This is a genomic window from Bradyrhizobium sp. SZCCT0153 (assembly GCF_018129995.1).
Lineage (GTDB): Bacteria > Pseudomonadota > Alphaproteobacteria > Rhizobiales > Xanthobacteraceae > Bradyrhizobium > Bradyrhizobium japonicum_G.
On record NZ_JAFCKS010000006.1, the window covers coordinates 1 to 25,365 of the forward strand.

25 protein-coding genes are annotated in these 25,365 nt (G+C 65.4%); 10 read left to right on the forward strand and 15 right to left on the reverse strand.

The features are described from left to right. Window positions 1–180 precede the first annotated feature (180 nt). From JQ572_RS24455 to JQ572_RS24480, 6 genes are all read left to right on the forward strand, one after another. A complete protein-coding gene (locus tag JQ572_RS24455; RefSeq protein WP_211385393.1) occupies window positions 181–765 on the forward strand; it encodes an NnrU family protein in 585 nt (194 codons plus the stop codon). Window positions 766–839: 74 nt separating this feature from the next. Beyond that, window positions 840–2,432, forward strand: coding sequence for a class I adenylate-forming enzyme family protein (locus JQ572_RS24460; protein ID WP_211385394.1), 1,593 nt, complete (start codon window positions 840–842; stop codon window positions 2,430–2,432). A 169-nt stretch (window positions 2,433–2,601) separates the two neighbouring features. Next, complete coding sequence (locus JQ572_RS24465; protein WP_211385395.1) at window positions 2,602–3,255, forward strand: tetratricopeptide repeat protein; 654 nt, start codon at window positions 2,602–2,604, stop codon at window positions 3,253–3,255. Between the two features lie 43 nt (window positions 3,256–3,298). After that, the gene (locus tag JQ572_RS24470; protein WP_211385396.1) at window positions 3,299–3,850 is read left to right on the forward strand and encodes a hypothetical protein; all 552 of its coding nucleotides are present in this window, start codon (window positions 3,299–3,301) and stop codon (window positions 3,848–3,850) included. A gap of 149 nt (window positions 3,851–3,999) precedes the next feature. Further along, on the forward strand, window positions 4,000–5,385 hold the full coding sequence (gene der, locus JQ572_RS24475) for a ribosome biogenesis GTPase Der (RefSeq protein ID WP_211385397.1): 1,386 nt from the start codon (window positions 4,000–4,002) through the stop codon (window positions 5,383–5,385). After that, a complete protein-coding gene (locus JQ572_RS24480; protein WP_211385398.1) occupies window positions 5,382–6,638 on the forward strand; it encodes a TCR/Tet family MFS transporter in 1,257 nt (418 codons plus the stop codon). The genes der and JQ572_RS24480 overlap by 4 nt, the downstream gene beginning before the upstream one ends. A gap of 99 nt (window positions 6,639–6,737) precedes the next feature. On the opposite strand, the gene JQ572_RS24485 is transcribed toward JQ572_RS24480, so the two are convergent. From JQ572_RS24485 to radA, 6 genes are all read right to left on the reverse strand, one after another. Further along, the gene (locus tag JQ572_RS24485) at window positions 6,738–7,964 is read right to left on the reverse strand and encodes an ABC transporter substrate-binding protein (protein ID WP_211385399.1); all 1,227 of its coding nucleotides are present in this window, start codon (window positions 7,962–7,964) and stop codon (window positions 6,738–6,740) included. Window positions 7,965–8,131: 167 nt separating this feature from the next. Beyond that, window positions 8,132–9,280 carry an NHL repeat-containing protein gene (locus JQ572_RS24490; RefSeq protein ID WP_211385400.1) on the reverse strand — a complete coding sequence of 383 codons (1,149 nt, stop codon included), beginning with the start codon at window positions 9,278–9,280 and terminating at the stop codon, window positions 8,132–8,134. A 78-nt stretch (window positions 9,281–9,358) separates the two neighbouring features. Further along, window positions 9,359–10,099, reverse strand: a complete 741-nt coding sequence (locus JQ572_RS24495) for an SDR family NAD(P)-dependent oxidoreductase (RefSeq protein WP_211385401.1) — start codon at window positions 10,097–10,099, stop codon at window positions 9,359–9,361. A 237-nt stretch (window positions 10,100–10,336) separates the two neighbouring features. Next, the gene (gene purF / locus JQ572_RS24500) at window positions 10,337–11,842 is read right to left on the reverse strand and encodes an amidophosphoribosyltransferase (protein ID WP_211385402.1); all 1,506 of its coding nucleotides are present in this window, start codon (window positions 11,840–11,842) and stop codon (window positions 10,337–10,339) included. Window positions 11,843–11,870: 28 nt separating this feature from the next. After that, on the reverse strand, window positions 11,871–12,500 hold the full coding sequence (locus JQ572_RS24505; protein ID WP_211385797.1) for a CvpA family protein: 630 nt from the start codon (window positions 12,498–12,500) through the stop codon (window positions 11,871–11,873). Window positions 12,501–12,666: 166 nt separating this feature from the next. Beyond that, entirely contained in the window at window positions 12,667–14,112 is a 1,446-nt protein-coding gene (gene radA, locus JQ572_RS24510; RefSeq protein WP_211385403.1) for a DNA repair protein RadA, read from the reverse strand. A 220-nt stretch (window positions 14,113–14,332) separates the two neighbouring features. On the opposite strand from radA, the gene JQ572_RS24515 reads away from it, so the two are divergent. Together JQ572_RS24515 and JQ572_RS24520 are read left to right on the forward strand one after the other, a co-directional pair. Continuing rightward, window positions 14,333–15,490, forward strand: a complete 1,158-nt coding sequence (locus JQ572_RS24515; RefSeq protein WP_249129304.1) for an ABC transporter substrate-binding protein — start codon at window positions 14,333–14,335, stop codon at window positions 15,488–15,490. After that, window positions 15,490–17,556, forward strand: coding sequence for a putative bifunctional diguanylate cyclase/phosphodiesterase (locus tag JQ572_RS24520; RefSeq protein WP_211385405.1), 2,067 nt, complete (start codon window positions 15,490–15,492; stop codon window positions 17,554–17,556). Before JQ572_RS24515 ends, JQ572_RS24520 begins: the two co-directional genes overlap by 1 nt. 11 nt (window positions 17,557–17,567) lie before the next feature. Here JQ572_RS24520 and JQ572_RS24525 read toward each other — a convergent pair whose 3' ends face one another. The 9 genes from JQ572_RS24525 to JQ572_RS24565 form a co-directional block, all read right to left on the reverse strand. Next, window positions 17,568–18,293, reverse strand: coding sequence for a sulfite exporter TauE/SafE family protein (locus tag JQ572_RS24525; protein ID WP_211385406.1), 726 nt, complete (start codon window positions 18,291–18,293; stop codon window positions 17,568–17,570). 39 nt (window positions 18,294–18,332) lie between these two features. Then, window positions 18,333–19,286, reverse strand: coding sequence for a ribokinase (locus JQ572_RS24530; RefSeq protein WP_315986394.1), 954 nt, complete (start codon window positions 19,284–19,286; stop codon window positions 18,333–18,335). Further along, window positions 19,265–19,729 carry a ribose 5-phosphate isomerase B gene (gene rpiB, locus JQ572_RS24535; protein WP_211385407.1) on the reverse strand — a complete coding sequence of 155 codons (465 nt, stop codon included), beginning with the start codon at window positions 19,727–19,729 and terminating at the stop codon, window positions 19,265–19,267. Before rpiB ends, JQ572_RS24530 begins: the two co-directional genes overlap by 22 nt. 66 nt (window positions 19,730–19,795) lie before the next feature. Beyond that, window positions 19,796–20,590, reverse strand: a complete 795-nt coding sequence (locus JQ572_RS24540) for a transporter substrate-binding domain-containing protein (protein ID WP_211385408.1) — start codon at window positions 20,588–20,590, stop codon at window positions 19,796–19,798. Between the two features lie 19 nt (window positions 20,591–20,609). Beyond that, window positions 20,610–21,368 (reverse strand): amino acid ABC transporter ATP-binding protein, encoded by a 759-nt coding sequence (locus tag JQ572_RS24545; RefSeq protein ID WP_211385409.1) that lies wholly within the window; start codon window positions 21,366–21,368, stop codon window positions 20,610–20,612. Window position 21,369: 1 nt separating this feature from the next. Next, window positions 21,370–22,038 carry an amino acid ABC transporter permease gene (locus JQ572_RS24550; RefSeq protein WP_211385410.1) on the reverse strand — a complete coding sequence of 223 codons (669 nt, stop codon included), beginning with the start codon at window positions 22,036–22,038 and terminating at the stop codon, window positions 21,370–21,372. A gap of 7 nt (window positions 22,039–22,045) precedes the next feature. Next, on the reverse strand, window positions 22,046–22,729 hold the full coding sequence (locus tag JQ572_RS24555) for an amino acid ABC transporter permease (RefSeq protein ID WP_211385411.1): 684 nt from the start codon (window positions 22,727–22,729) through the stop codon (window positions 22,046–22,048). A 10-nt stretch (window positions 22,730–22,739) separates the two neighbouring features. Next, window positions 22,740–23,639: an NAD(P)-dependent oxidoreductase gene (locus tag JQ572_RS24560; protein WP_211385412.1), complete on the reverse strand. Its 900-nt coding sequence runs from the start codon at window positions 23,637–23,639 to the stop codon at window positions 22,740–22,742. A 31-nt stretch (window positions 23,640–23,670) separates the two neighbouring features. Continuing rightward, window positions 23,671–24,423, reverse strand: coding sequence for a FadR/GntR family transcriptional regulator (locus JQ572_RS24565; RefSeq protein WP_211385413.1), 753 nt, complete (start codon window positions 24,421–24,423; stop codon window positions 23,671–23,673). A 179-nt stretch (window positions 24,424–24,602) separates the two neighbouring features. Here JQ572_RS24565 and JQ572_RS24570 point away from each other — a divergent pair, with 179 nt between their 5' ends. Beyond that, entirely contained in the window at window positions 24,603–24,920 is a 318-nt protein-coding gene (locus JQ572_RS24570) for a hypothetical protein (protein WP_211385414.1), read from the forward strand. A gap of 76 nt (window positions 24,921–24,996) precedes the next feature. Continuing rightward, window positions 24,997–25,365 carry a GFA family protein gene (locus JQ572_RS24575; RefSeq protein WP_211385415.1) on the forward strand — a complete coding sequence of 123 codons (369 nt, stop codon included), beginning with the start codon at window positions 24,997–24,999 and terminating at the stop codon, window positions 25,363–25,365.

Sequence of the window (25,365 nt, forward strand, 5' to 3'; positions counted from 1 at the left end):
CTCGCCAGAAACTTCCTCGCTGCCGTTCTGCTGGCATCAACTAGACTTTGGCTCAGAGCTTATGAGTCCACGACCTAGGGCCGTCCTCTTGCCGGGATGGCGGCGCTCCGCGTGATGCATTGCGCTTCTCGGGGCGAAGATGCTACCTGAAGACGTGCGGCTTTGCGAAAGAGGGACGTCGTGGGTTTGCTGGTGATGATCCTGGGGTTAGCGCTGTTTTTCGCAGCCCATCTCTTCACGACGAAACGAGACGCGCGCGCGGAGGCGATCGCGAGGCTGGGCGAGGGTACCTACAAGATCGTCTATTCGCTCGCCTCGCTCGCGGGGCTCGCGTTGATCATCTGGGGTTTTGCGCATTACCGTGCGACCGGCTGGATCGACGTCTGGTACCCGCCGAAGGCGCTGAAGCACATCACGCTCGCGCTGATGCTGCCCGCGGTCATCCTGGTGGTCGCGTCCTATCTGCGTGGCCGCATCTACGCGACGCTGAAGCATCCGATGCTGGCCGGTATCAAGCTGTGGGCTGCGGCGCATCTTTTGGCCAATGGCGATCTCGGCTCCATCATCCTGTTCGGCTCGTTCCTGGCCTGGGCAGTGTATGATCGCATTACGCTGAAGCGTCGCACCGATGGCGGCGGGCCGCCGATCCCGGTGGGCGGCGTCAGCAACGATCTGATCGCGGTTGCGGTCGGAATCGTCGCTTATCTGGCGCTCGCCTTTGCATTCCATCCGGTCGTGATCGGCGTTCCCGTAGTGGGGGTCTAGCCGGTCAGCACAAGACGGAACCCTGATGCCCGTGCGCGGAAGGTAACAAGAGCAACAAGCTTTAAGGCGTTCCGATGAACTGGTCGCAATCTCAGATCCCGCCGATGCGGCTCGAAGCGCGCTTTGGCGATCGGGTGGTGCCCGCCTTTAGCGACCGGCCGGCGAGCTTGTGGGCGATGATTGCCGACGCGTGCGCCGGCAATGTCGACGGCGATGCCTTGATCTGCGGGGATGTCCGCCTGAGCTGGCGGCAGGCTGCGGAGCAGGCCGCGCGGATCGCGGCAGGCTTTCGCAAGCTAGGCCTGCGGCGTGGCGATCGCGTCGCGATCCTGCTCGGCAACCGGATCGAATTTCCGCTGCTGCTGTTTGCCGCCGCGCATGAGGGGCTGGTCACGGTGCTGCTCGGCACGCGCCAGCAGAAGCCGGAAATCGCCTATGTTCTGAGCGATTGCGGCGCCAAGATCCTGATCTATGAAGCGGGGCTGGCCGAGCGTTTGCCTGATGCGCGCGACATTCCAGACGTGATCCACCACATCGCGATCGATGCCGACCCGCAGCGGTCGCGTTTCGCGATGCTCGCAAACAACGCGCCGGCGCCGGCGCCGGTCGATGTCGGCGAGGAAGAAACCGCGATGATCCTCTACACCTCGGGCACGACGGGCAGACCGAAGGGCGCGATGCTGGCTCATTGCAACATCGTGCACTCCTCGATGGTCTTCGTGTCCTGCCTGCAATTGACGGCGGCGGACCGCTCGATCGCGGCTGTGCCGCTCGGCCATGTCACCGGCGTCGTCGCCAACATCACGACGATGATTCGCTGCGGCGGCGCGCTGATCATCATGCCGGAGTTCAAGGCCGCCGATTATCTCAAGCTCGCCGCCCGCGAGCGCGTCACCTACACGGTAATGGTGCCGGCGATGTACAATCTCTGCCTGCTCCAGCCCGATTTCGACGGCTACGATCTGTCGAGCTGGCGCATCGGCGGCTTCGGCGGCGCGCCGATGCCGGTCGCAACCATCGAGAAGCTCAAGGCGACAATTCCCGGCCTGCAGCTGATGAACTGCTACGGCGCGACCGAGACGACGTCGCCGTCGACGATCATGCCGGGCGAGTTGACGGCAAGCCATATCGACAGCGTCGGCCTGCCGTGTCCGGGTGCGCGTATAGTGGCGATGGGGGCGGACGGGCGCGAGCTGCCGCATGGCGAGATCGGCGAGCTCTGGATCCAGAGCGCATCCGTCATCAAGGGCTACTGGAACAATGCGACGGCGACGTCAGAGAGCTTCACCAGCGGATTCTGGCATTCCGGCGATCTCGGCTCGGTCGATGGGGAGGGGTTTGTCCGCGTCTTCGACCGGCAGAAGGACATGATCAATCGCGGCGGCCTGAAGATCTATTCGGCCGAGGTCGAATCCGTGCTGGCCGGCCACCCCGCGGTGGTGGAGAGCGCTATCATCGCCAAATCATGCCCCGTTCTCGGCGAGCGCGTCCACGCCGTGGTGGTGACGCGCGCGCCCGTGGCGGGCGAGGTCCTGCGCGCCTGGTGCGCCGAGCGGCTGTCGGACTACAAGGTCCCTGAAACCATGGTGATCACGGCCGAGCCGCTGCCGCGCAATGCCAATGGCAAGGTGCTGAAGCGGCAGTTGCGGGAACTCCTAGGAGCCTGAGCCGGGCCGGCGGGCATTCCTGGGCGTTCCCGGGTGGTTAACGCCTTGATCGGGCTCGCTTTGCCTTGCCACCGCCATATCGATAGGGTATCGCCGCCGCGACGCGGGGACGGGTTTTTGACGCGGACGATCTGGCGCGCATTCCTGACCGGGTATGGGGTTATCTTAAGTGTCTGAATTATTTGACGAAGTCGACGAGGAAGTACGTCGCGAACAGCTCAAGAAGCTGTGGGACAAGTATTCGATCTATTTCATCGCGCTGATGGTGCTGATCGTGGCCGCCGTCGGCGGTTGGCGCGGCTACCAGTATCTGGAGGCCAAGAAGGCCGCCGAGGCCGGCGCGGCGTTCGAGAAGGCTGTCGAGCTGTCCGAGCAGGACAAGCACGCGGAGGCCGAGGCGGCCTTCACCGAGCTCGCCACCAAGGCTCCGTCGGGCTATCGCACCCTGGCGCGACTGCGTGCGGCGGCCGAGGCGGCGGCCCGCGATCCCAAGGCGGCCGCCAAGCTGTATGACGACATTGCCGCCGACCGCGGCGTGGGCGGCGAGTGGCAGGATCTGGCGAAGATCCGAGCGGCCGGCCTCCTGCTCGACAGCGCCGGCTATGCCGACATGCAGCAGCGGCTGGAAGCTTCCGCCGCACCCAAATCGACCTTCCGTCACAGCGCCCGCGAGATGCTGGCGCTGTCGGCGTGGCGCAACAACGACATGACTGCGGCCCGCAAATGGCTCGACGCGATCGCCGAGGACGGCGAAACGCCGCCGGGCCTGCGCTCACGCGCCGAGGCGCTGCAAGCCCTGCTGCCGCCCGTCGCCAAAAGCTGACCACGCGCCGACGGCCCCGAGAGCTGAGACGAGATAAATCGATATGCGCCGCACGCCCCGCTTGATCGCAGCCGCCGTCCTGATCGCCTTCACGGGCGTCCTGGGCGGTTGCTCGAGCTTCGATCCGACCGACATGCTCGATTTCCTCGATACCAAGAAGAAGCTGCCCGGCGACCGCAAGCCGGTGTTTCCGGAGGGCGTACCGGGGCTCGAGCAGGGCGTCCCGAGGGATTTGTACAAGGGCGCGCAGCAACAGTCCGATCCGAACGTGCCCGCCGTTGCGGCCTTGCCCGCGGAGCCTGCGCCCGAGCCGGCCAAGCCGGCGAAGGGTGCCAAGGCGAAAAAGACCAGGCAGCCGGCCGCCGCCGCAGTCGCACCGGCCGAAGCGCCGGCTGGCGAAGTCGATGGCGAGGCTCAGCCGGAGGCCGCGCCGCCCGCGGCCGCTCCGCCGCCCAAGCAGAAGATCGTGCGCAAGCGCACCACCGCGCCGCCGCCCGATCAGCCCGTCCAGCAGGCGCAACCGAGCCAGACCACCCAGCAGCAATCGCAGGGCGCCTTCCCGGCGCCGCTGCCGAGCGGCAGCTTCTCGCGCTGAAGCATGATCCGGAAAAGTGCGAAGCGTTTTCCGAAAAGATCATGCTTAAACAACAACCTAAAGCGCGGTGAGGATGCATTCCAGCCTCATCGCGCTTTAATCGTTTCATTTCATTGACAGGCGCGGCCCCGGCAGCGCACGAATGACCAATGTCCTTCACAATCGCCATCATCGGCCGGCCCAATGTCGGCAAATCGACGCTGTTCAACCGCCTGGTTGGACAGAAGCTCGCGCTCGTCGATGACCTGCCGGGCGTCACCCGCGACCGTCGCGAGGGCGAGGCGAGGCTCGGCGATCTGGAATTCACGATCATCGATACCGCCGGCCTCGACGAGGGCGCCAAGGGCTCGCTGACCGCGCGCATGCAGGAGCAGACGGAGGCCGCGATCGCACAGGCCGACGCGCTGTTCTTCGTGATCGATGCCCGCATCGGCCTCACGCCGACGGATCGCGCCTTCGCCGATTTCGCCCGCAAGGCCAACAAGCCGGTGCTGCTGGTCGCCAACAAGAGCGAGGGCAAGCACGGCGATGCCGGTGCGATGGAGGCCTTCGCGCTCGGCCTCGGCGATCCCATCCAGATCTCGGCGGAGCACGGCGAGGGCATGGGCGAGCTTTACGATGCGCTAGCCAAGCTGATGCCGGAGCCCGTCGACGAAGAGGAAGACGACGAGGACGACGCGCCGCTCTCGGAGGAAGAGGCCGCGACGCGCCCGATCCGGGTCGCCATCGTCGGGCGGCCCAATGCCGGCAAGTCGACACTGATCAACCATCTGCTCGGCGAGGAGCGCCTGCTGACAAGCCCGGAGGCCGGCACCACGCGCGATTCCATCGCGGTCGAGATCAACTGGAAGGGCCGCGAGTTTCGCGTGTTCGATACCGCGGGCCTGCGCCGGCGCTCGCGCATCGAGGAGAAGCTGGAAAAGCTCTCGGTCGCCGATGCGCTCCGCGCGGTGCGCTTTGCCGAAGTCGTCGTGATGACGATGGATGCGCAGAACCGCTTCGAGGAGCAGGATTTGCGCATCGCCGACCTGATCGAGCGCGAAGGCCGCGCGATGGTGCTCGCCGTCAACAAATGGGATCTGATGGAGAGCAAGGGGGGCGGCGCCATCTCCGGCCTTCGTCGTGATGCCGACCATCTGCTGCCGCAGGTCAAGGGCGTGCCGATCATCGCCATCTCCGGCTTGATGGGCGAGGGCATCGATCGCCTGATGCAGGCGATCCAGGACGCCTACGCGCTCTGGAACAGGCGCGTATCGACCGCGGCCTTGAACCGCTGGTTCGAGGAGGCGGTCCAGGCCAATCCTCCGCCGGCGGTGTCCGGTCGGCGGCTCAAGCTCAACTACATCACCCAGACGAAGGCGCGTCCGCCGAGCTTCGTGCTGTTCTGCTCGCGCGCGGACGCGGTGCCGCAGTCATATTTGCGCTATCTCACCAATTCGCTGCGTGAGGCCTTCGAGCTGCCGGGCACGCCGGTGCGCATCACCTTGCGCGAGAAGGCCAATCCGTTCGCCCACAAGCGCAAGCGGCCGTCGTGAGCGGCGATGCCGGCGAGGCGATGGCGCAAAGCGCAGCGCCGGTCCGGCGCGGCGCGGTCGCTTTCATCTTCGTGACCATCCTGCTCGACATGCTCGCGCTCGGCGTGATCATGCCGATCCTGCCGAAGCTGATCGAGAGCTTCGTCGACAACGACACCGCGCACGCGGCCCGTATCTTCGGCCTGTTCGGCACCGCCTGGGCGCTGATGCAATTTGTGTTCTCGCCGGTGCTTGGCGCCCTGTCGGATCGCTTCGGACGGCGGCCGGTGGTGCTGCTGTCGAATTTCGGGCTCGCCGCCGACTATGTGTTGATGGCGCTGGCGCCTTCACTCGCGTGGCTGTTCATCGGCCGCGTGATCTCCGGCATCACCTCGGCCAGCATCTCGACCGCCTTTGCCTATATCGCCGATATCACGCCGCCGGAACGGCGTGCGGCAGTCTTCGGCAGGATTGGAGCTGCCTTCGGCGCCGGCTTCATTCTGGGCCCGGCGCTCGGCGGCCTGCTCGGCGATATCGATCCGCGCCTGCCGTTCTGGGCCTCGGCTGCCCTGAGCTTTGCCAATGCGCTGTACGGGCTCTTCGTCCTGCCGGAATCGCTGGCGCTTGAGAAGCGTGCGCCGTTCCGCTGGGCGAGCGCCAATCCGATCGGAGCGCTGCACCTGCTCCGTTCCAACGCGGCGCTGGCCGCGTTGTCGGTCGTCAATTTCATCGCCCAGGTCGCGCATGTCGTGCTGCCGTCGACTTTCGTGCTCTATGCGACCTATCGCTATGGCTGGGATTCCAAGACGGTCGGCCTGACGCTGGCCATGGTCGGCATCTGCGCCATGGTGGTGCAGGGGCTCGCAATCGGCCCGATCGTGCGCGTGCTCGGGGAGCGGAACGCGCTGGTGCTCGGCCTGTGTTGTGGCGCGATCGGCTTCGTTATCTTCGGCGCGGCGCCGACCGGACCGCTGTTCTGGATCGGCATTCCCGTGATGTCGCTGTGGGGCATCTCGGGCGCCGCCATGCAGTCGCTGATGACGCGGCTGGTCGCGCCCGATCAGCAGGGTCAATTGCAGGGGGCCACCGCGAGCGTGCAGAGCGTGTCGCAGCTCGTCGGCCCGTTCCTGTTCACGCTGACGTTTTCGTATTTCATCGGCACCAGCGCGCCGTGGCATCTGCCCGGCGCGCCGTTCCTGCTCGCGGCGCTGTTGATGGCGGCGTGCGTTGCGATTGCGATGCGAACGCTGGCGACCACGAAGACGGTTGCTTAGGGTGGGCAAAGGCGCTCTTGCGCCGTGCCCACCATCTCTCTACGACCTGAAGAAATGGTGGGCACGCTTCGCGTTGCCCACCCTACGGCAGCTATGCCCTTACTTCTTCACCAGCGGGCACTCGCTGTCCTTGAGCGGCTTGGCCGCATCTTCCGCCGGAATGGTCGCGAGCAGCTTGTAATAGTCCCACGGTCCCTTCGATTCTTCCGGCTTCTTCACCTCGAAAAGAAAGGCAGGAATGATACGGCGGCCGTCCTCGCGCAGCGGGCCCTTGCCGAACAGCGGATCGTCGGTCGGAAGCTCCTTCATCTTGGCGACGACCTTGGCACCGTCGTGCGGATTGCCGCCGAGGGCGTCCATCGCCTTCAGAAGATGCAGCACGGAGGCGTAATTGCCGGCCTGCGTCATCGAGGGCATCGCCTTGTTGGCGACCTTGGCCTGGAAGCGCTTCGAGAAGGCGCGCGTGCCCTCGTTGAGGTCCCAGTAGAAGGATTCGGTGAAGGTGAGGCCGTGCGCGGTCTTCAGGCCGAGCGAGTGGACGTCGTTGATGAACAGCAACAGCGCGGCGAGCTTCTGGCCGCCCTCGACGATGCCGAACTCGGCCGCCTGCTTGATCGAGTTGGTGGTGTCGCCGCCGGCATTGGCAAGACCGATGATCTTCGCCTTCGAGTTCTGCGCCTGGAGCAGGAAGGAGGAGAAGTCCGACGTGTTGAGCGGATGCTTGACGCCACCGAGCACCTTGCCGCCATTCGCTGTGACGACCGCACTGGTGTCACGCTCGAGCGCGGCGCCGAAGGCGTAGTCGGCGGTCAGGAAGAACCAGCTGTCGCCGCCGGCCTTGGTCAGCGCCTTGCCGGTGCCGTTGGCGAGCATGTAGGTGTCGTAGGTGTAGGAGATGGTGTTGGCGTTGCAGGCCTTGCCGGTGAGGTCGGCGCTGGCGCCGCCGTTGTTGAGCAGGACCGCGTTCTTCTCCTTGACGACGTTGCTGACGGCGAGCGCCACGCCGGAATTCGGCGTATCGGCGATCACGTCGACCTTCTGGGTGTCGATCCACTGCCGGGCGATGTTGACGCCGACGTCAGGCTTGTTCTGGTGGTCGCCGCTGATGACCTCGATCTTCCAGCCCTTGGCGCGGAGACCGGAGTCCTCCACCGCCATGTTGATGGCCGCCACGGCGCCGGGGCCGCCGATGTCGGCGTAGAGACTGGACATGTCGTTGAGCACGCCGATCGTGACGGTCTTGTCCTGGGCGTAGGCGGATGTGGCAAAACCGAAAGCGGCGCAGGCCAGAAAGGCCGCGGAGCGGCGTGAGAACGTCGTCGTCATGAAAGAATTCCTCCATTGTCAAATATGCGGACGGCTCTCTTGCGAAGCCCTGTTCCGGCTGATGGCTCTACCGTGTCCGACGGTCGTCGGCAATGCGCCTAAAGCCGGATGACGCTGCGTCCTGGCGTCATCCGTCGGTTAACTTTTGGGCAAAATGCGTTGAGACGCTATTTGAGCGCGTCGGATGTGAGCTTGAATTTCTGGATCCGCTTTCCGGTGTCGACCTCGGCGGTATAGACGTTACCCTTGGCGTCGATCGCCATGGCATGAACCCAGTGAAATTGCCCGGCATTGCGGCCGTTGTGGCCGAAGCTGCCGACCACGCTGCCGTCGTCGCGCCGGATGACCCTGATCTCGTTGTTCTCGCCATCTGCGCTGAGCAGCCAGGTCTGCTTCGGATCGGGCCAGATCGCGATGTCCCACACCGCGCCGTTGCCGAGCGTGTTCTTCTCGAAGAAGAACTCCTTCACGAAGGTGCCGTCCTTCCTGAACACCTGGATGCGGTTGTTGATGCGGTCGCAGACGTAGACGAGACCGTCATTGGCGAGCTTCACGCAGTGGACCGGATTGCCGAACTGCTGCGCAACCGGGGCCTTGGGATCGTAAGGCGCCTGCTTGGCGTCATCGGGCTTGTTGCCGTAGGCGCCCCAGTGCCGCTTGTAGGCGAGCGTGGTTGCGTCGAACACGATGACGCGGCGGTTGCCGTAGCCGTCGGCGACGTAGATTTCGTTGGCGTCCTTGTCGATCGCGGTTTCGGCGGGCTTGCCGAGCTGGGTCGTGTCGTTGCTGCCGAGGCTCGGCGCGATCTTGCCGATCTGGGCGACGAACTTGCCGTCGAGCGTGAACTTCAGGATGGCGTTGTCATTGTCGGCATTGCCGCCGACCCAGACGAAGCCGCGTTCGTCGACCTCGATGCCGTGCTCGCGGCCGACCCATTCATGGCCTTGGCCCGGACCGCCCCATGAGCGCAGCAGGTTCCCGTCGGCATCGAATTCGAGCACGGGCGGCGCCGACACGCAGCACTTCGAGCGCGGCGGGTTGAGGCTCGCGCCTTTCTCGTCGTCAGTGAGCGAGCGCGGGCGATGGATCACCCAGATATGGCCCTGCCAGTCGACGGTGATGCCGCCGACCTGGCCGAGGATCCAGTTGTTCGGCAGCTGTTTTGGCCAGGAGGCATCGACCGCGAATGTCGGCACGTCGCCGGCGGTCGCCACCTGCGGAAGCACAAGCGCGACGGCCGCGATCAGGATGGAGAAGGCGTGAGAGACATTTGCGAGCGCACGCGTAAAGCCTGCGCGATTCCGCCACGGCGCCATGGCGACCTCCCTTTTTTGGCTTGCGGCTTGCTGCCGCTTGAGCGCGGGCAGTCAATCGCGGGGAGGCCTTCAAGTCAATCAGGCCGGCGAGCGGAAGCTCATCAGGCTGCGCGTCTTGTAGTCGTAGAACTTGCCGGTCTCGGTCCAGCCGGGGGTGCACATCGGCACGATGAATTCGGCGACCTGCTCGGCTGTGTCGAGTGTCGCCGGATCCTCGCCCGGCATCAGGGTCGCGCGCATGCGGGTGCGGACCGGGCCCGGGTTGAACAGGTTGACGCGCAGCTTCGTGTTCGCGGTCTCCTGCGCCCAGGCGCGGGCCAGCGTTTCCAGCGCGGCCTTCGAGGCGGCGTACGGGCTGACATAGGCCGTCGCCTTGTTGGCGGCGCCGGAGGTGATGAACACGGCGCGGCCGGCGTCGGACTGCTTGAGCAGCGGCTCCATGCAGCGGATCAGCTGGAAGTTCGCGGAAACGTTGACCGCCATCACGTCGGTGAAGGCCTTCAGCTCGATATGGCCGATCGGCGAGGAGGGGCCGAGCACGCCGGCATTGCCGACGAGGATGTCGAGCTTGCCGTAGCGCTCGTGCAGGCCGGCGCCGAGCCGCGCGATGCCGTCGGAATCGGTGAGGTTGAGCGGCACCAGCGTGGTGCTGCCGCCGTCCTTCCGGATCTCGTCGTCGAGTTCCTCGAGCCCGCCCTGCGTGCGCGCGACCGCAACGATATGCGCGCCGGACTTTGCCAGGGCCTTGGCGGTGGCAAAACCGATGCCGCGCGAGGCGCCGGTGACGAGAGCGATGCGGTCAGCGAGGGGCTTTGTCATGGCGGGGTTTTACAGGCGTGGATGGCCGGGACAAGCCCGGCCACGACGGAATTTTGCCATGGGCTTCAGCTACCGCCGCCCTACTGAATGTTATTGCTGAATGTTATTGCTATTGGGTCCGTTTCCCGAGCTATCGGGCGTCACCTTCATGCCCGGCCTGTAAGCGAAGACGATGAAGCCGACCAACAGCCCTCCGCAGAGAATGGCGATGGTCAGCTGCATCGTCGCGGCCTTGCGTCAGCTCGCCTCCGCCAGCAGCGACAATTGCCGCGGCTGCTGCTCGGTCTGGGTCTGGTCGGTGAGGTGGGTCGGATACGCCCCGGTGAAGCAGTGATCCGAGAATTTCGGATTGGCGGGGTCGCGGCCGGGCTCGCCCATGGCGCGGTACATGCCGTCGATCGACAGGAAGGCCAGCGAGTCGGCGCCGATGATCTCGCGCATTTCCTCCAGCGAGTGCGTCGCTGCAAGAAGACCGCCGCGATCGGGCAGGTCGATGCCGTAATAGTCGGGATAGAGGATCGGAGGCGAGGCGAGGCGGAAATGCACTTCCTTGGCGCCGGCATCGCGCATCATGCGCACGATCTTCTTCGAGGTCGTGCCGCGCACCAGCGAATCGTCGATCAGGATGATGCGCTTGCCTTCGATCGCGGCGCGGTTGGCCGAGTGCTTCATGCGCACGCCCGATTCGCGGATCGCCTGCGTCGGCTGGATGAAGGTGCGGCCGACATAATGGTTGCGGATGATGCCGAGTTCGAACGGCACGCCGGAATGCTGGCTGTAGCCGACCGCGGCGGGCACGCCGGAATCCGGCACCGGGACCACGACGTCGACCGGCACATGGCTCTCGATGGCGAGCTGCGCGCCGAAGGCCTTGCGCACCTCGTAGACCGAGCGGCCGTGGACGATGGAATCTGGTCGGGAGAAGTAGATGTATTCGAAGATGCAGGGCCGCGGCGCGATCGGCGGGAATGGCTTGTGGATGTCCTGGCCGTTCTCGTCGAACACGATGACTTCGCCGGCCTCGATGTCGCGGATGAAGCGCGCGCCGATGATGTCGAGCGCGCAGGTCTCCGAGGTCAGGATCGGGCAGCCGTCGAGCTCGCCGAGCACCAGGGGGCGGATGCCGCGCGGATCGCGCGCGCCGACCAGCTTCTTGTTGGTCAGCGAGACCAGCGCATAGGCGCCCTCGATCTCGCGCAGCGCGTCGATATAGCGCTCGATGAAGCGGCTGCGCCTGGAGCGCGCGACCAGATGCAGGATCACCTCGGTGTCGGTGGTCGACTGCATCATCGCGCCGTTCCTCACCAGCTCGCGGCGCAGCGTCAGGCCGTTGGTGAGGTTCCCGTTGTGGGCGACTGCAAGGCCGCCAGCATTCAGCTCGGCGAACAGCGGCTGCACGTTGCGCAGGATGGTGGCGCCGGTGGTGGAGTAGCGGACATGGCCGACCGCCATGTTGCCGGGCAGGCGGTCGATCACCTCGCGGCGGGAGAAGGTGTCGCCGACGAGGCCGAGGCGGCGTTCGGAATGAAAGCGGCTGCCGTCATAGGAGACGATGCCGGCGGCTTCCTGACCGCGATGCTGAAGGGCATGGAGGCCAAGCGCCGTGATGGCGGCGGCGTCGGGGTGGCCGTAGATGCCGAATACGCCGCACTCTTCGCGCAGCGTATCCCCTTCCAGATCATCCTGCAGCTCTAGCGCGGCCGGGCCGTGGTCACGTTGGGCGTCCTGGTCAGGGTGTCGCATCTCGTCCACGCCTCTCTTTGGGCCTAAATCAACGCGCTGCAGGTTTCTCGATCAGCTTTTTCAGGCTGTCACGAGCCGGTTTGCTGTATCCGTCGCCACTGCCCGAAGGCTGCTGCTCGGTATCAGCTTGATCATCATCTGGTTTGTTTTTCTTGAATCTCTTCAAGATGGTGTTCTCGGGGTCGTCAGGCAAGAGGGCCATCAGCCAATCGCCGGTTCCCTGCAGCACCACGCGGGATTTCGCCCCGGTGACCCAGTCCGGGCGCTGCTTGTCCGGCACCAGCCAGGTGAAGAACAGAAAGGCGACCACGACGATCAAAAGCCCGCGAGCCAGCCCGAACAGGAAGCCGAGGGTGCGGTCGAGCGCGCCGATGCGCGAATCGAGGATCATGTCGGAGATCCGGACCGTGATCACGGAGACCACGACCAGGGTGCCAACGAACACGCCGGCGACGACGACGACGCTCGCGACGGTATCGTTGTTGAAATAGGTCTTTGCAGTCGGCAGCAGCTTCGAGAACGAATAAAGGGTTACGATTGCCGCCGTGCCCCAGGCCGCGATCGACAGGATTTCGCGCATGAAGCCGCGGACCATGGCGAGCAGGCCCGAAATCAGCATCACACCGAGCAGGATCAGGTCGAGGAGTGTTACAGGCATCGGCTGGTCTGGTCCGCTCGTACGTCGAAGGTGCTCAGCGAATCGGTGCTTGGCCGCCGCCCTAAGTGAGGGCCAGACGACGTTCCCGGCAAGGCCGCAACCACGCAATCCCATGCTGCTTTTGTGACGGCTGTATAGCTGTGGGGGCGGGGGACGTCACCTCCACCTAACCCTCTCCACGGCGGAATCTTGCCGGTGTGGCATTTTTCTCTGCCGGTGCGCTCTGCTCGCCCCGGCGGGAGCCGCGGGCGGCGATTTCGGCGACCAATGTCGTCAGGCTGTTGATCGCGTTCAGCGACAGTCCGGCATCGCCGCCGGCTTCGCCCCGGGCCGATTCGGGCAGCACGGCGCGCTGGAAGCCGAGTTTTGCCGCTTCCTTGAGCCGGGCAGGGGTCTGCGCCACCGGGCGCACCACGCCGGACAGCGAGATTTCGCCGAAATAGACCGCATCGCTGGGTAACTGCGCGTTAACCAGGGACGACACCAGCGCCGCCGCGGCGGCAAGGTCAGCCGCCGGCTCGTGGATGCGCAGGCCGCCCGCGACGTTCAGATAGACGTCGTGGCCGGACAGCTTGACCCCGCAATGGGCCTCCAGCACCGCCAGCACCATCGACAGCCGGCTCGGATCCCAGCCGACCACGGCCCGGCGCGGGGTGCCGAGCGAGGTGGGAGCCACCAGCGCCTGCAATTCGACCAGGACGGGCCTTGTGCCCTCGATGCCCGCGAAGACTGCGGTACCGGGCGTGCCGAGATCGCGCTCGGACAGGAACAGCTCCGAAGGGTTGGTGACCTCTCGAAGCCCGAGGCCCGTCATCTCGAACACGCCGATCTCGTCGGTCGGCCCGAAACGATTCTTCACGGCCCGCAGGATGCGGAATTGCTGCGAGCCTTCGCCCTCGAACGACAGCACGGCATCGACCATGTGCTCGACCACGCGAGGGCCAGCGATCTGGCCGTCCTTGGTGACATGGCCGACCAGGATGATGGCAGCACCCGTCTTCTTGGCGAAACGGATCAGCGCCTGCGCCGAGGCGCGCACCTGCGTCACCGTGCCGGGCGCCGATTCCACCGTGTCGGTCCACATCGTCTGGATCGAATCGATCACGATCAGCCGGGGCACCGCGCCTTCCGACAGCGTCGAGACGATGTCCTCGACCGACGTCTCCGCTGCGAGCTGCACCGGCGCATCCGACAACCCGAGCCGCTCGGCGCGCAGCCGAACCTGCGCGACCGCCTCTTCGCCGGAAATGTAGACGACGCGATGCCCGGCGCGCGCGAGCAGGCTGGTGGCCTGCGTCAGCAGCGTCGACTTGCCGATGCCGGGATCGCCGCCGACGAGCAGCACGGAGCCGCGGACGAAGCCGCCGCCGGTGACGCGGTCGAGCTCGGTCATGCCCGAGGACAGGCGAGGAGCGTCCTGGGTTTTTCCCGACAGGCTCTCCAGCGCGAATGTCCGTCCCTTGCGCTTGGAGCGGATCGAGACCGGGACGCTTCCGGTCGTGTCCTCCTCGGCCAGCGTATTCCACTCGCCGCAGGACTCGCACTTGCCCTGCCAGCGGTTATAGGCCGCGCCGCAGTTCTGGCAGACGAAGGAAAGCGTGTTCTTGGCCATGGGGACCGCGAGCCTTGGGGACAGCGAGTCGAGGGTTTCAGGTTTGCTGATAGCACGGAATGACGGGCCGAGAGAGCGAGCCGGGCCGCAGCCCGAATATCGCAATTCAGCTCGCCCGATACACCCTTTGTTAGCTCTAAGCCGCCGCAACCGGCCGGACTTTGCCAAATGTTAGCGGACGCGGGTCCAGTTTCGGAACCAATACGGGATGGCGAAGCGAATGACGGGACTCTTGCGGATATTGCTCGCTGTGGGCATGGCCTGCGGCATTCTTGTGCCGCCTGATGGCGCTGTTGCGGCCGATGCCAAGCGTCTCAACATCGTCTTCGTGAACCCGGGCAAGACCGGTGAAGTTTATTGGGACATGGTCGCGCAGACCATGCAGGCCGCCGGCCGCAAGCTCGACGCGCATGTCGAGGTGCTGAACAGCGAGCGCAATTACCGCACCATGCAGGAGCTCGGGCTCGGCGTGGTCGCACGTGGCGACAAGCCCGACTTTCTCATTCTCTCGAACGAGGAATCCGCCGCCGTCCCGATCCTGGAGGCGGCCGAGGCCGCCGGGGTCAGGACGCTGCTGCTCTCCAACACGCTGATCGGTGACGACGCGGCGCGTCTTGGACCGCCGCGCCAAAAGCTCAGGACCTGGCTCGGCGACATCACGACTGATCTCCAGACCGCGGGCGCGCGGATGGCCAATGCCCTGATCGGCGCGGCGCGCGCCGAGAAATGGCAGAGCCCGGACGGCAAGATCCACATTCTCGGCATCGGCGGGGACGAGATCACGCCGGCCTCGATCGCCCGCAATGCCGGTCTCCAGCTTGCGGTAGCGGCCGCACCCGACGTGGTGGTGGACCGGATGCTGTTCGCCAACTGGACGCAGTCGGAGGCCGAGCAGGTCACCACGAATTACCTGAGCTGGGCCGCGCGCAAGCAGATCCGGCCTGCCGGCATCTGGGCCGGAAACGATCCGATGGCGCTCGGCGCGCTCCGTGCGGTCACTGCTGCCGGCCTCACGCCCGGCGGGGACATCCAATTGGTCGGCCTCAACTGGTCGGAGGACGCGCTGCGCGAGATCAAGGCAGGCCGTCTGCTGCTGACCGATGGCGGGCACTTCCTGCTCGGCGGCTGGTCGATCGTCCTGCTGCGCGATTATGCCGACGGCTGCGATTTTGCGGCAACATCGCCTCGCGTCGAGGTCAAGACGTCTGCGATCACGCGCGACAACCTCGCGGCGGTCGGCGACCTGATCAAGACGCGCGCCTTCGACCGGATCGATTTCACGCGTTTCAGGGCAAGGGCAGGCCGCTGCGGTCAGTACGACTTCTCCATCGATGCGCTCATCTCGTCGCTGACGCCTCTGGAAGGCACGGCTGACTGATGCAAAACCGTGACGACATGACCGATCGGGATGGCAAGCAGGCGGCGCGGCCCCGCTTGCGCTCGGTCGTCCGCGCGATGATCTGGGCCACGGTACCCGTGCTGCTGCTGGTGCAATTGCTCGCCTCCGCCGGCGTCGAAGCTTCGAGCTTCTGGTCGCAGATCAGGCAGCTCGACGCCCGCATCGCCCGCGTCGCCGAGAGCCGGGCCGAACTGATCGCCGAACCGCTCTGGAAGATGCGTTACGACCAGGTCACGGGCGTGCTCAACGAGATCATGCACGACGAGACCATCGCCGCGGCGGCCGTCTACGACGATACCGGTACGGCGATTGCCCGCGTGGTGGCGCGTCCGGCAGGGCAGGCGGTCGCGGAGGTCTCGCGTCCGATCAACTACAGCAACGGCAATATGTCGGTTCAGGCCGGCCGCATCGCGATCGCCTATTCGTACGCGACGCTCTATTCGGACACGGGCAGCCGGCTGGCGCTGCTGCTGGTCGTCGGCCTGCTCGCAACATTCGCGACCCTGATCGCAATGCGGATCTCCGCCAACATCTTCATCGGCAAGCCGCTGGCGGCGATGATGTCGGCGATCCAGCGCAGCAAGCAGGACGGCCGCGCCTATCCGGCGGAGGTCAGATCCTCCAACGAGTTCGGTCAGCTCGCACATGCCTTCAACGCCATGCAGCACACGACGTCGGGCGCGCTCGACCGGCTCGGGCACATGGCCGCGCACGATCCGCTCACGGGGCTGCCCAATCGCCGCTCCCTGTCCGAGCACCTGATGACCCTGAGCAACGATGCCGGCTCGCCGGACTCCCTGATCGCGTTCTGCTTCATCGATCTGGACGACTTCAAGGGCATCAACGACACCTTCGGCCATGATGCCGGCGACAAGTTCCTGGTGCATATCTCCGAACGCCTTCGTGATGCGGTCGAGCCGCAAGACTGGGTGGCCCGGCTCGGCGGCGATGAATTCGTCGTCATCCGTCCCGAGGTCAGCAATGAAGCGACCGCACAGAGGTTTGCGCGCCAATTGCTGGATGCGATTTCCGAGCCGATCCGGCTCCACGACAAGCAGGTCGTGCCGCGCGCCAGCATCGGCCTTGCCGTGCGCCGTGCCGGCGATCCCGAGCTTTCGCACCTGCCGGCGCTCGCCGACATCGCGCTCTACCATGCCAAGAGCAAGGCGCCCGGCACGGTCGCCGTGCTCGACGAAACGCTCCAGCGCGACTATCGCCGCCGCCGGGATCTCGAACTCGCCATCCCGACGGGCTTCGCCGAGGGGCAGTTCGAGGTCTGGTATCAGAGCCAGGTCGATCTCGTAAGCCACGACGTCGTCGGCCTGGAAGCGCTGATCCGTTGGCGCCATCCGGAACATGGCGTGATCGGCCCCGGCGAATTCTTGCCGCTGATCGAGCGCAGTGGCAACAATGCGCAGCTGACACGCTACGTGCTGACCGATGCCTGCCGCGCGCTGAAGCGGCTGGCCGCCGCCGGCAGGCCGCAGATGCGGATCGCGATCAACCTGCCGCCGTCCGAGCTCGCCGACCATTCGCTTGCCGCCGAGCTGCGCGCGACCTGCGCGCGCTTCGATGTTGCGGCATCATTGCTGGAGCTCGAGATCACCGAGGGATCTCTGATCAACAACATCGCCAGCGCGTCCGAGACGCTGCACCGCCTGCGGCGCCTGGGGGCGACCATCGCGCTCGACGATTTCGGCACGGGCTACAGCTCGCTCGCCCATCTCAGGCGGTTTCCGCTCGACAAGGTCAAGATCGACAAGGCGTTCATCAGCGAGATACCTGACAGCGCCGAAGACAAGGCGATCGTTGGCGTCATCGCGTCGCTCGCCGGCACGCTGGGGCTCACCCTGGTGGCCGAAGGCATCGAGCGCGCCGAGCAGGCCGAGGCCATGCGCGAGATGGGTGTGATGCTCGGGCAGGGTTTTCTCTATCATCGGCCGCAGCCGCTGGAAGCCGTGCTGGAATGGCTCAAGGAACAGCCGGCACGCGAGAGCCGCGTCCTCGCGGATAGCCCGCCGATCGCGCCCGAATTTGCCGCCTGAGCGCAGCGCGGCTACGGCTGCGCCGCGTTCCAGAGCATGGAGAGACCAGCCGCGATCATGATCGCGTCCATCACCAGGCGGAAGATTTCGGGCTTGAGCTGCAGGACGAAACGCTTGGCAATGAAGGCGCCGGCCATCAATGAAGATCCCGCGACCAGGCCTTTGAGGAACACGTCGCCGGTCAGCGCGCCGAAGCGTTCGAAGGTCACGGATTTCGCGAAGTAGAGGCCGAGCGAAGAAGCCGCCTCGGTGGCGAGGAAGGCGCCCCTGGACAGGCCATAGAACAAGAACAGCGGGACGCTGAGCGGGCCGGTCGAGACGACGATGCCGGTGAGATAGCCGATGACGGCCCCGCCGATCGCCAGGTGCCAGAGGTTGGCCTTGAGATCGTGCCGGGCCAGCCAGTGCCGCACCGGCACCATCGCGATCAGGAAGACGCCGATGGCGAGATCGACGGCGTGTGCGGGCAGCGCCAGCAGCGTGCGCGCGCCGAGCACTGCAGCCGGAATTCCCGTGACCGAATAGGCCGCGCAGGCGCGCCAGTCGACTTCGCGCCACCAGGCCAAGATCCGCGAAAAATTCGCCATCACAGCGGCCACTGCCATGATCGGGACGGCCTCCTTCGGCCCATAGGCATAGACCAGCACCGGCATCAGCATGATCGACGATCCCGTGCCGACGATGCCGGAGATGGTACCGGCGATGAGGCCGACGCTGAGGACGAAGAGAAAGGCCAAGGCGGTCTCCACGAATCGGGAGAGTTTAGCCGCGGACCGTCACGGCGGCGATCCGTCCCAGGCCATGGAACCTATTGCACTCCGCATCGGCATGCCGGTCTGGGCGCCGGGCTTGAGACACTTCAATGCAGCGGCCTCGCAGCTTATCCCGAGTGCGCGTTGCAGCGAGGCGCCCTCATGCAGCATGGCTGCAAACGCGCCGGCAAAAGTGTCGCCGGCGCCGGTGGTGTCAACGGGTGTGATGCGCGGAGCAGGTGCTCTGATGCGGACACCGTCGGCGGTGACTGCCAGCGCGCCTTGCGCACCCGCAGTGACGATGCAGGTGAGGTCGCCGGTTCTCGCGAGATCCTCGGCTGCGGCCCCGTAGTCCGACGCGACGAGGCCGATTGCTGCCGCGGCGTCGAGCGCCTCGTGCTCGTTGACGAGAAGATAGTCGGTCACGGTGAGAAGCTCCGTGACCATCTGCCCCGTCATCTTCTCCGGGACGGGTGCGAGGTTCCAGACGACGGTGCCGGAGGCCGACGTCATCCGGCGCGCGGCCTCGAGCGCCTCCGCAAACGGCACTTCCATCTGAAGCACCAGCACGGTGTCCGGGCCAAAGAGCGAGCCGGGCAGGTCAAGGGCGCCCGCGGCCAAGTTGGCTCCGCTCGCCACCGTGATCGCATTCTCGCTGGCCTGATCGACCGTGATGAAGGCGCAGCCGGTCGGCTCATCCGATCTGATGACGAGACTGGTATCGACACAGTTTGCCGCGAGGTTGTCGATCGCGCGGTCGCCAAATCCGTCCTGGCCGACGCGGCCTGCCATCTGGACCTGTCCTGCTCCTGCGATCCGTGCCGCGGCCACGGCCTGGTTGGCGCCCTTGCCGCCGAAATGCGTCTGGTAGGACGGCGCCAGCACGGTGCGGCCGGGGCCGGGAATGACCGGAACCTGCGCGACCAAATCGATGTTGAGTGACCCGAACACCAGGATCATGGCAGGCGGGACCGCCAACCTTGCTCGTCCATGACACGAAGCTTTTCAACGCGGCGGCGGAAATCCTCGTCGGTGGAGAATTCGGCGGAGAGATAAGACGAGACGAGATCCACGGCGAGCCAGGCTCCGACGATCTGCGCGCCGATGCACATGACGTTGACGTCGTCGTGCTCGACGCTTTGATGGGCCGAATGAACGTCGTGGCAGACCGCGGCGCGAATGCCCCTCATCTTGTTGGCGGCGATTGAGGCGCCGACGCCGGTGCCGCATACCATGATGCCGCGTGCGGCTTCGCCCGAGGTCACCTTCTGCGCAACGGCGCGTGCGATGTCGGGGAAGTCCACCGGCTTGTCGTCATGGGAGCCGACGTCGATAACGTCGTGGCCGAGCTTGCGGATATGGTCGATGACGGTCTGCTTGAGCGGCCAGCCGGCGTGGTCGGATCCGATGACGAGACGCATGTGATGTCCTTTTCGATTGTCCTGTGGCCGTGACGACCGTGGATGGTCGTCACGGCCCGGTGCGGTTCAACCACGCATATCGGGCGGCAGCTCGACCCCGTGGAACTTCTTGTAGATGGCGTTCAGCTTGCCGTTCTTGACGTTCTGGTCGACCCAGGCATTCAATTTTTCCAGCAGCTTTGGTTCTCCCTTTTTCACGCCGATAGCTAGATCGAAGGTCGTGATCGGAATCTTGGCTTCGAAGATGCGCTCCGGATTTTTCTTGCCGATCTGGGCGATGATCGGCAGCGAGGTGCCGATGCAATCGATCTGACCGGAGACGGCCGCGGTCACGTCAGTGGCGTCGTCCTCATATCGCGCGATGTTGAATTCCTTGTCCTTCATGTTCGTCAGGGTAGTGTCCTGGGTCGTGCCACGCGTGACGCCGACCGTCTTGCCCTTCAGATCAGGCCAATCCTTCACATTCATCGACTTCAGGCAACCGACATCGGATTCGAGCGTCGCATAACGCTTAGAGAAATCGATCACCTTGGCGCGGTCGGGGGTGACGGACAGCGTCGAGATGATGACGTCTGCTTTTCCGGTCATGACGTTGGGGATGCGGGTCGCGCCAGTCGTCTGGATGAATTCGAGCTCCAGACCCCAATCCTTGGCGAGCAATTGTGCGACCTCGACGTCGGAGCCGGTCGGCTTCATGTTGGCGTCCATCATGCCATCAGGCGGAATCGCAAGATCCGTCGAGACCCGGATCTTCTTCGCCTTCATGATGTCGTCGAGCAGATCGGCCGACGCGGGCGTGGCCGCAATCATGATGAGGCCGCACAACGCGGCGGCGGTGCCCAGCAAGGTCTTGTTTGTCATCTTGGTCTTCCTCTCCCTGTTATGATTTTAGGTTTCCCGTCCCCACGAATTGCGTGAGTTCGGGCGTGGTCGGCGACGTCAGGATCGAGGCAGGTCCGGTCTCGTGGACCCTGCCGCGATGCATGAAGACAATCCGGTCGGCGATGCCCTTGGCAAAACCCATCTCGTGGGTGACCATCACCATGGTCATGCCGTCGGCCGCGAGCTGCTCGATCACCTTCAGCACCTCGCCTGTGAGCTCGGGATCGAGCGCCGAGGTGACCTCGTCGAACAGCATGACTTTCGGCTGCATCGCCAGCGAGCGGGCGATTGCGGCGCGCTGCTGCTGTCCGCCCGACAGCTGCTCGGGATAGGCGTGCAGCTTCTCTTCGAGCCCGACCTGCGCCAGCACCTTTCGCGCCAGGTCCTTGGCCTGCGACGTCGCCATGCCCTTCACCGTGCAGGGCGCGAGCGTGATGTTCTGCTCGATCGTGAGATGCGGAAACAGATTGTAGCTCTGGAAGACGATGCCGACGTCCTGGCGCAGCGCGCGCAAGTTCACGTCGGGACGGTCGACCCGATGTCCGCAGACGACGATCTCGCCGGCATCGACCTTCTCGAAGCGGTCGATGCAGCGCAGCGCCGTGCTCTTGCCGGAGCCGGAGCGGCCGATCAGGGCGATCACCTCGCCGCGTGCGACGGCAAAGGAGACGCCGTCGAGCACCCGGAGCGGGCCAAAGCTCTTCTGCACGTCGCGGAGCGACACGATCGGTTCGGCGGAGGGAGCGTTTTGCTGCATGTCAGGCTGGCGCGAGGTTGGACCGGCCACGCCCCATCCGCCGTTCCAGCTTCTGGCTGAACAGTGACAGGGGATAGCACATGGCGAAATAGACGACGGCGATGATGGCGTAGATGGCGAACGGCTCGAACAGCGAGTTGTTGACGATCTGGCCCGAGCGCATCAGCTCGACGAAGCCGACGACGGAGGCGAGCGAGGTGTTCTTGATGATCTGGACCATGAAGCCGACGGTCGGCGGCGTCGCGATGCGGATCGCCTGAGGCAGGATCACCTTCATCATGCGCTGGGTCCGGCTCAGCGCCAGGCCGTCGGCGGCCTCCCATTGCGGCTTCGGCACCGACTCGATGCAGCCGCGCCAGATCTCGCCGAGATAGGCGGCGACGTAGAGCGTCAGCGAAGCACCGGCGGCCGCAAGCGGCGAGACCTTGAGGCCGATCGCGGCAAGGCCGAAATAGCCGAGGAACAGGATGACGAGCAGCGGCGTGCCCTGGACGAGCTGGACATAGACGGCGCTGCCGATCCGCACCGATTTGAGTGGCGAGATCCGCGCGAGCGCGATCACGAAGCCGACGATGCCGCCGCCGATCAGCGCGATCACGGACAGCCCTATAGTCCACAGCGCGCCCTGGCCGAGGAACATCAGATGGTTGATGTTGAGATGTCCGCCCATGGTCATCTCACAGTGGCGTGCCGAGCCGGCGCCGGCGCGGAAACAGCACGAGGCCGAGGCCCCAGAAGCCCGCGCGCATCACCAGCGACAGGATGACGTAGAGCACGGCGACGATGATGTAGGTCTCGAACGCCCGATAGGTGTCCGACTGGATGTAGTTTGCGACCGCGGTGAGTTCCTCGGCCGAGATCTGCGAACAGACGGAGGAAGCCAGCATCAACAGCACGAACTGGCTGGTGAGCGCGGGATAGACCTTCTCGATCGCCGGCAGCAGGATGATGTGCCAGTAGATCTGCAGGCGCGACAGCGCCAGCCCTTCGGCGGCCTCGATCTGCCCGCGCGGGATCGCCTCGAAACCGGCACGCATGATCTCGGCGGTGTAGGCCCCGACATTGATCGTAAGCGCGGCCACCGCCACGGTGAAGGCCGAGAGTTTCAGCCCCAGACTGGCGAGGCCGAAATAGACCAGGAAGATCTGCACGAGCAGTGGCGTGTTGCGGATCGCCTCGACATAGATTTTGCAGGCTCCCGCGATCAGCGGGCTTCGCGAGCCGCGGCCGATGGCTGCGAGCGTGCCGATCAGGGCGCCGAGCACAGTCGCGAAGCACGCCAACTCCAGCGTCAGCACGGCGCCGCCGAGAAGGCTCGGCCAACGCTCCAGCACTGCGGGAAAGTCGAGTTGGATGCTCATCGTAACAGGGTCAGCCGGTCGTCTGGTTGGTCATGCGGTCGTAGACGCGGAACAGCGCCTGGTTGCCGTTGGCGCCTTCGCCATGTGCGCGGGCGTCGACATACTGGCTGGTGACGAGCGCGGTGCCGGGCAGGGGCACGCTCAGCGATTGCGCATGCTCCTGCACCAGGCGGAGGTCCTTCAGCATGAGGTCGATGCGGAAGCCGGCCGCCGCGTCGCCGGCGATCATGGCGGGGCCGAGCTTGTCCAGCATCCAGGAGGCGGCGGAACCGCCGAGCAGCATCCGGCGCAGCAGATCGAGATCCACGCCCGAGGCGCGCCCGAGCGCAAGTGCCTCGCAGATCGCCTGGATGTTGATGCCGCAGATGAGCTGATTGCAGAGTTTCACGGTCTGGCCAGCGCCGCTGGCGCCGGCATGGGTGATGGTCGTGCCCATCGCGCGGAAGAACGGCTCGGCCTTGGCGAAGGCGTCCGCCTCGCCGCCGGCCATGATCGACAGCGCGGCGTTCTTTGCGCCCAGTGGTCCGCCCGAGACCGGCGCGTCGATGAAGCTGACCCCGGCCTTTTGCAGGTCGGCATGGATGCGGCGGACGGCGACCGGCGAGATCGTGCTCATATCGACGATGAGCTTGCCGGGCGGGGGCGACTCCAGGAGGCCATGCTCGCCGTAAATGGTTGCTTCCACATGGGGCGTGTCCGGCAGCATGGTGATGACGATGTCGGCGCCTTGCGCGGCAACGGCAGGGCTGTTGGCGCGAGCCGCGCCTTCCTTGACGATCTCGGTCAGAGCCGCCTCGTTGAGGTCGAACGCGCGCACCGCGTGCCCGGCCTTGAGGAGGTTGCGCACCATCTCCAGGCCCATCGTGCCGATGCCGATGAAGCCGACGTTGCCCTTGTCGTTCCGTCCCATGTTGTCAGTCCGCTTCTTGGTTCGCCCGCGATCAGCGCGAGGCGCTGGTCTTGTCGCTGGTCTTGTCGATGTCGCCGACGACGGCCCGCCTGCGGTATTCGTCGCCGATGGCAAAATGCTTGCGCAGCGTTGCGTCCGCCCGCTCCGGATCGCGCGCGATGATGGTGTCGAAGATGCGCCGGTGGTCGTCGATCAGATAGGTCTTCATCGACGGGAAGGCCTGCACCAGCTCACGGCGACTACGATGCGAATGCGTCAGCAGGCCCGCCATCGAGCTATGCAGCACGGTAAGCGTCTCCGAATGCGATGCCACGACGATGGCGCGATGGAATTCGAAGTCGGCCATGCCGCCGGCATCAGCCTCGTCGATCGTCTCGCCGATCTTTGCGAGCGTCCGCTGGAGGCGCTCGAAATCGGCGATGTTGGCGCGTTCGCAGGCGAGGCGGATCGCCTGACATTCGATCGCGACGCGCGCCTGCATGACGTCGTCGAGCATGTCGGCCTGCTGGGCCAGCGCGAAGGTGAAGAAGTCGTTCAGGACCGACACATCCGGCCGGGTCACGACGGTGCCGATGCGGTCGCGGATCTCGACGATGCCGAGCACGGTCAGGGCGCGCAGCGCCTCGCGAACGATCGGCCGGCTGACGCCAAGCAGGGTCGCCAGCTCGCGCTCGGAAATCAGGCGGTCGCCGGGCTTGAGCGAGCCCGCAAGCAGGCGCTCCCGCAAGAAGGCGAACACCTTCTCGAACCCTTTTTCGCCCTCGGCGGCCCGCTTCAGCTCCATCCCGGTCTCTTTTGGTCTGATCTTGGTCAGACCAGTATGCTAACCAGAGTGCCCGCGTCAAGGGCTCTGGTTAATCGGCGGTGTCTCGGGCGCCGCCAATCCGCTCCACTTGCCGGCCTGATCCTTCAAATTTGACGCGTATTGATCGGAGCGTTCGCTCAAAGAACTTGAGGTGCGTGATGCCCGACCATGAGTCCTTCTCCGCGCTCGACCGCCATGCGGTACTCGGCGGATCCGACGACGGTTTTCCCTGGTATGCCGGCGCGATGCTCGCGGTCGAAGCGAGCGAGGTCGTGCGGCTGCGCTATGAGAAGCTCAGCCACGGTGATGAGGCCGCCGGGCAGGAGGCCGTGCTGATGGTCAGCGAGAAGATCGCCGCGGCCTTCGAGGCCGCCGCGAGCCTGCTTGCCGGCGTAACGCCGGGGACCATCGTCCGGCGCTATCGCGAGCATGTGGCTGCGAACGCCGAGCGGCTGTCGGCGAACGAGACGTCCTGACGGAATGGTGCTGCTGACAGCATGTTGGCAGCAGGGACCGGCTACGACCACCTCCTGACAAAACGGAGAGTGGGTCATGCCGATCGAGGCAAGCTGTCATTGCGGTGAAACGGTGTTCGAGGTGGCGGAGGCGCCCTCGGGCGTGACTCGCTGCACCTGTTCGCTTTGCGCCAAGCGCGGCGCGCTTTGGGCCTATTACACGCCGGCGCAGTTTCGGCTGCTGTCGCCGCCGGAGAACGTTGCGACCTATCTCTGGGGCAGCCGCACGGTCAAACATCATTTCTGCGCGAACTGCGGCTGCGGCACCTATTCGGAATCGCCGGACTGGTCGACCGGCAAGCCCGATTTCGACAATCCCAAGGTCGGCGTCAACGCGCGCCTGTTCGACGATTTCGATCTGGAGGCCGTGCCGGTCAACCTGATCGACGGCAAGAATTTGTGGTGA

Bases quoted from the DNA above. Each gene is read 5' to 3' on its own strand.
- JQ572_RS24460 (WP_211385394.1), top strand. From the start codon at position 840: ATGAACTGGTCGCAATCTCAGATCCCGCCGATGCGGCTCGAAGCGCGC.
- JQ572_RS24470 (WP_211385396.1), top strand. From the start codon at position 3,299: ATGCGCCGCACGCCCCGCTTGATCGCAGCCGCCGTCCTGATCGCCTTC.
- der (WP_211385397.1), top strand. From the start codon at position 4,000: ATGTCCTTCACAATCGCCATCATCGGCCGGCCCAATGTCGGCAAATCG.
- JQ572_RS24485 (WP_211385399.1), bottom strand. From the start codon at position 7,964: ATGACGACGACGTTCTCACGCCGCTCCGCGGCCTTTCTGGCCTGCGCC.
- JQ572_RS24490 (WP_211385400.1), bottom strand. From the start codon at position 9,280: ATGGCGCCGTGGCGGAATCGCGCAGGCTTTACGCGTGCGCTCGCAAAT.
- JQ572_RS24495 (WP_211385401.1), bottom strand. From the start codon at position 10,099: ATGACAAAGCCCCTCGCTGACCGCATCGCTCTCGTCACCGGCGCCTCG.
- purF (WP_211385402.1), bottom strand. From the start codon at position 11,842: ATGCGACACCCTGACCAGGACGCCCAACGTGACCACGGCCCGGCCGCG.
- JQ572_RS24505 (WP_211385797.1), bottom strand. From the start codon at position 12,500: ATGCCTGTAACACTCCTCGACCTGATCCTGCTCGGTGTGATGCTGATT.
- radA (WP_211385403.1), bottom strand. From the start codon at position 14,112: ATGGCCAAGAACACGCTTTCCTTCGTCTGCCAGAACTGCGGCGCGGCC.
- JQ572_RS24515 (WP_249129304.1), top strand. From the start codon at position 14,333: ATGACGGGACTCTTGCGGATATTGCTCGCTGTGGGCATGGCCTGCGGC.
- JQ572_RS24520 (WP_211385405.1), top strand. From the start codon at position 15,490: ATGCAAAACCGTGACGACATGACCGATCGGGATGGCAAGCAGGCGGCG.
- rpiB (WP_211385407.1), bottom strand. From the start codon at position 19,729: ATGCGTCTCGTCATCGGATCCGACCACGCCGGCTGGCCGCTCAAGCAG.
- JQ572_RS24540 (WP_211385408.1), bottom strand. From the start codon at position 20,590: ATGACAAACAAGACCTTGCTGGGCACCGCCGCCGCGTTGTGCGGCCTC.
- JQ572_RS24545 (WP_211385409.1), bottom strand. From the start codon at position 21,368: ATGCAGCAAAACGCTCCCTCCGCCGAACCGATCGTGTCGCTCCGCGAC.
- JQ572_RS24550 (WP_211385410.1), bottom strand. From the start codon at position 22,038: ATGGGCGGACATCTCAACATCAACCATCTGATGTTCCTCGGCCAGGGC.
- JQ572_RS24555 (WP_211385411.1), bottom strand. From the start codon at position 22,729: ATGAGCATCCAACTCGACTTTCCCGCAGTGCTGGAGCGTTGGCCGAGC.
- JQ572_RS24560 (WP_211385412.1), bottom strand. From the start codon at position 23,639: ATGGGACGGAACGACAAGGGCAACGTCGGCTTCATCGGCATCGGCACG.
- JQ572_RS24565 (WP_211385413.1), bottom strand. From the start codon at position 24,423: ATGGAGCTGAAGCGGGCCGCCGAGGGCGAAAAAGGGTTCGAGAAGGTG.
- JQ572_RS24570 (WP_211385414.1), top strand. From the start codon at position 24,603: ATGCCCGACCATGAGTCCTTCTCCGCGCTCGACCGCCATGCGGTACTC.
- JQ572_RS24575 (WP_211385415.1), top strand. From the start codon at position 24,997: ATGCCGATCGAGGCAAGCTGTCATTGCGGTGAAACGGTGTTCGAGGTG.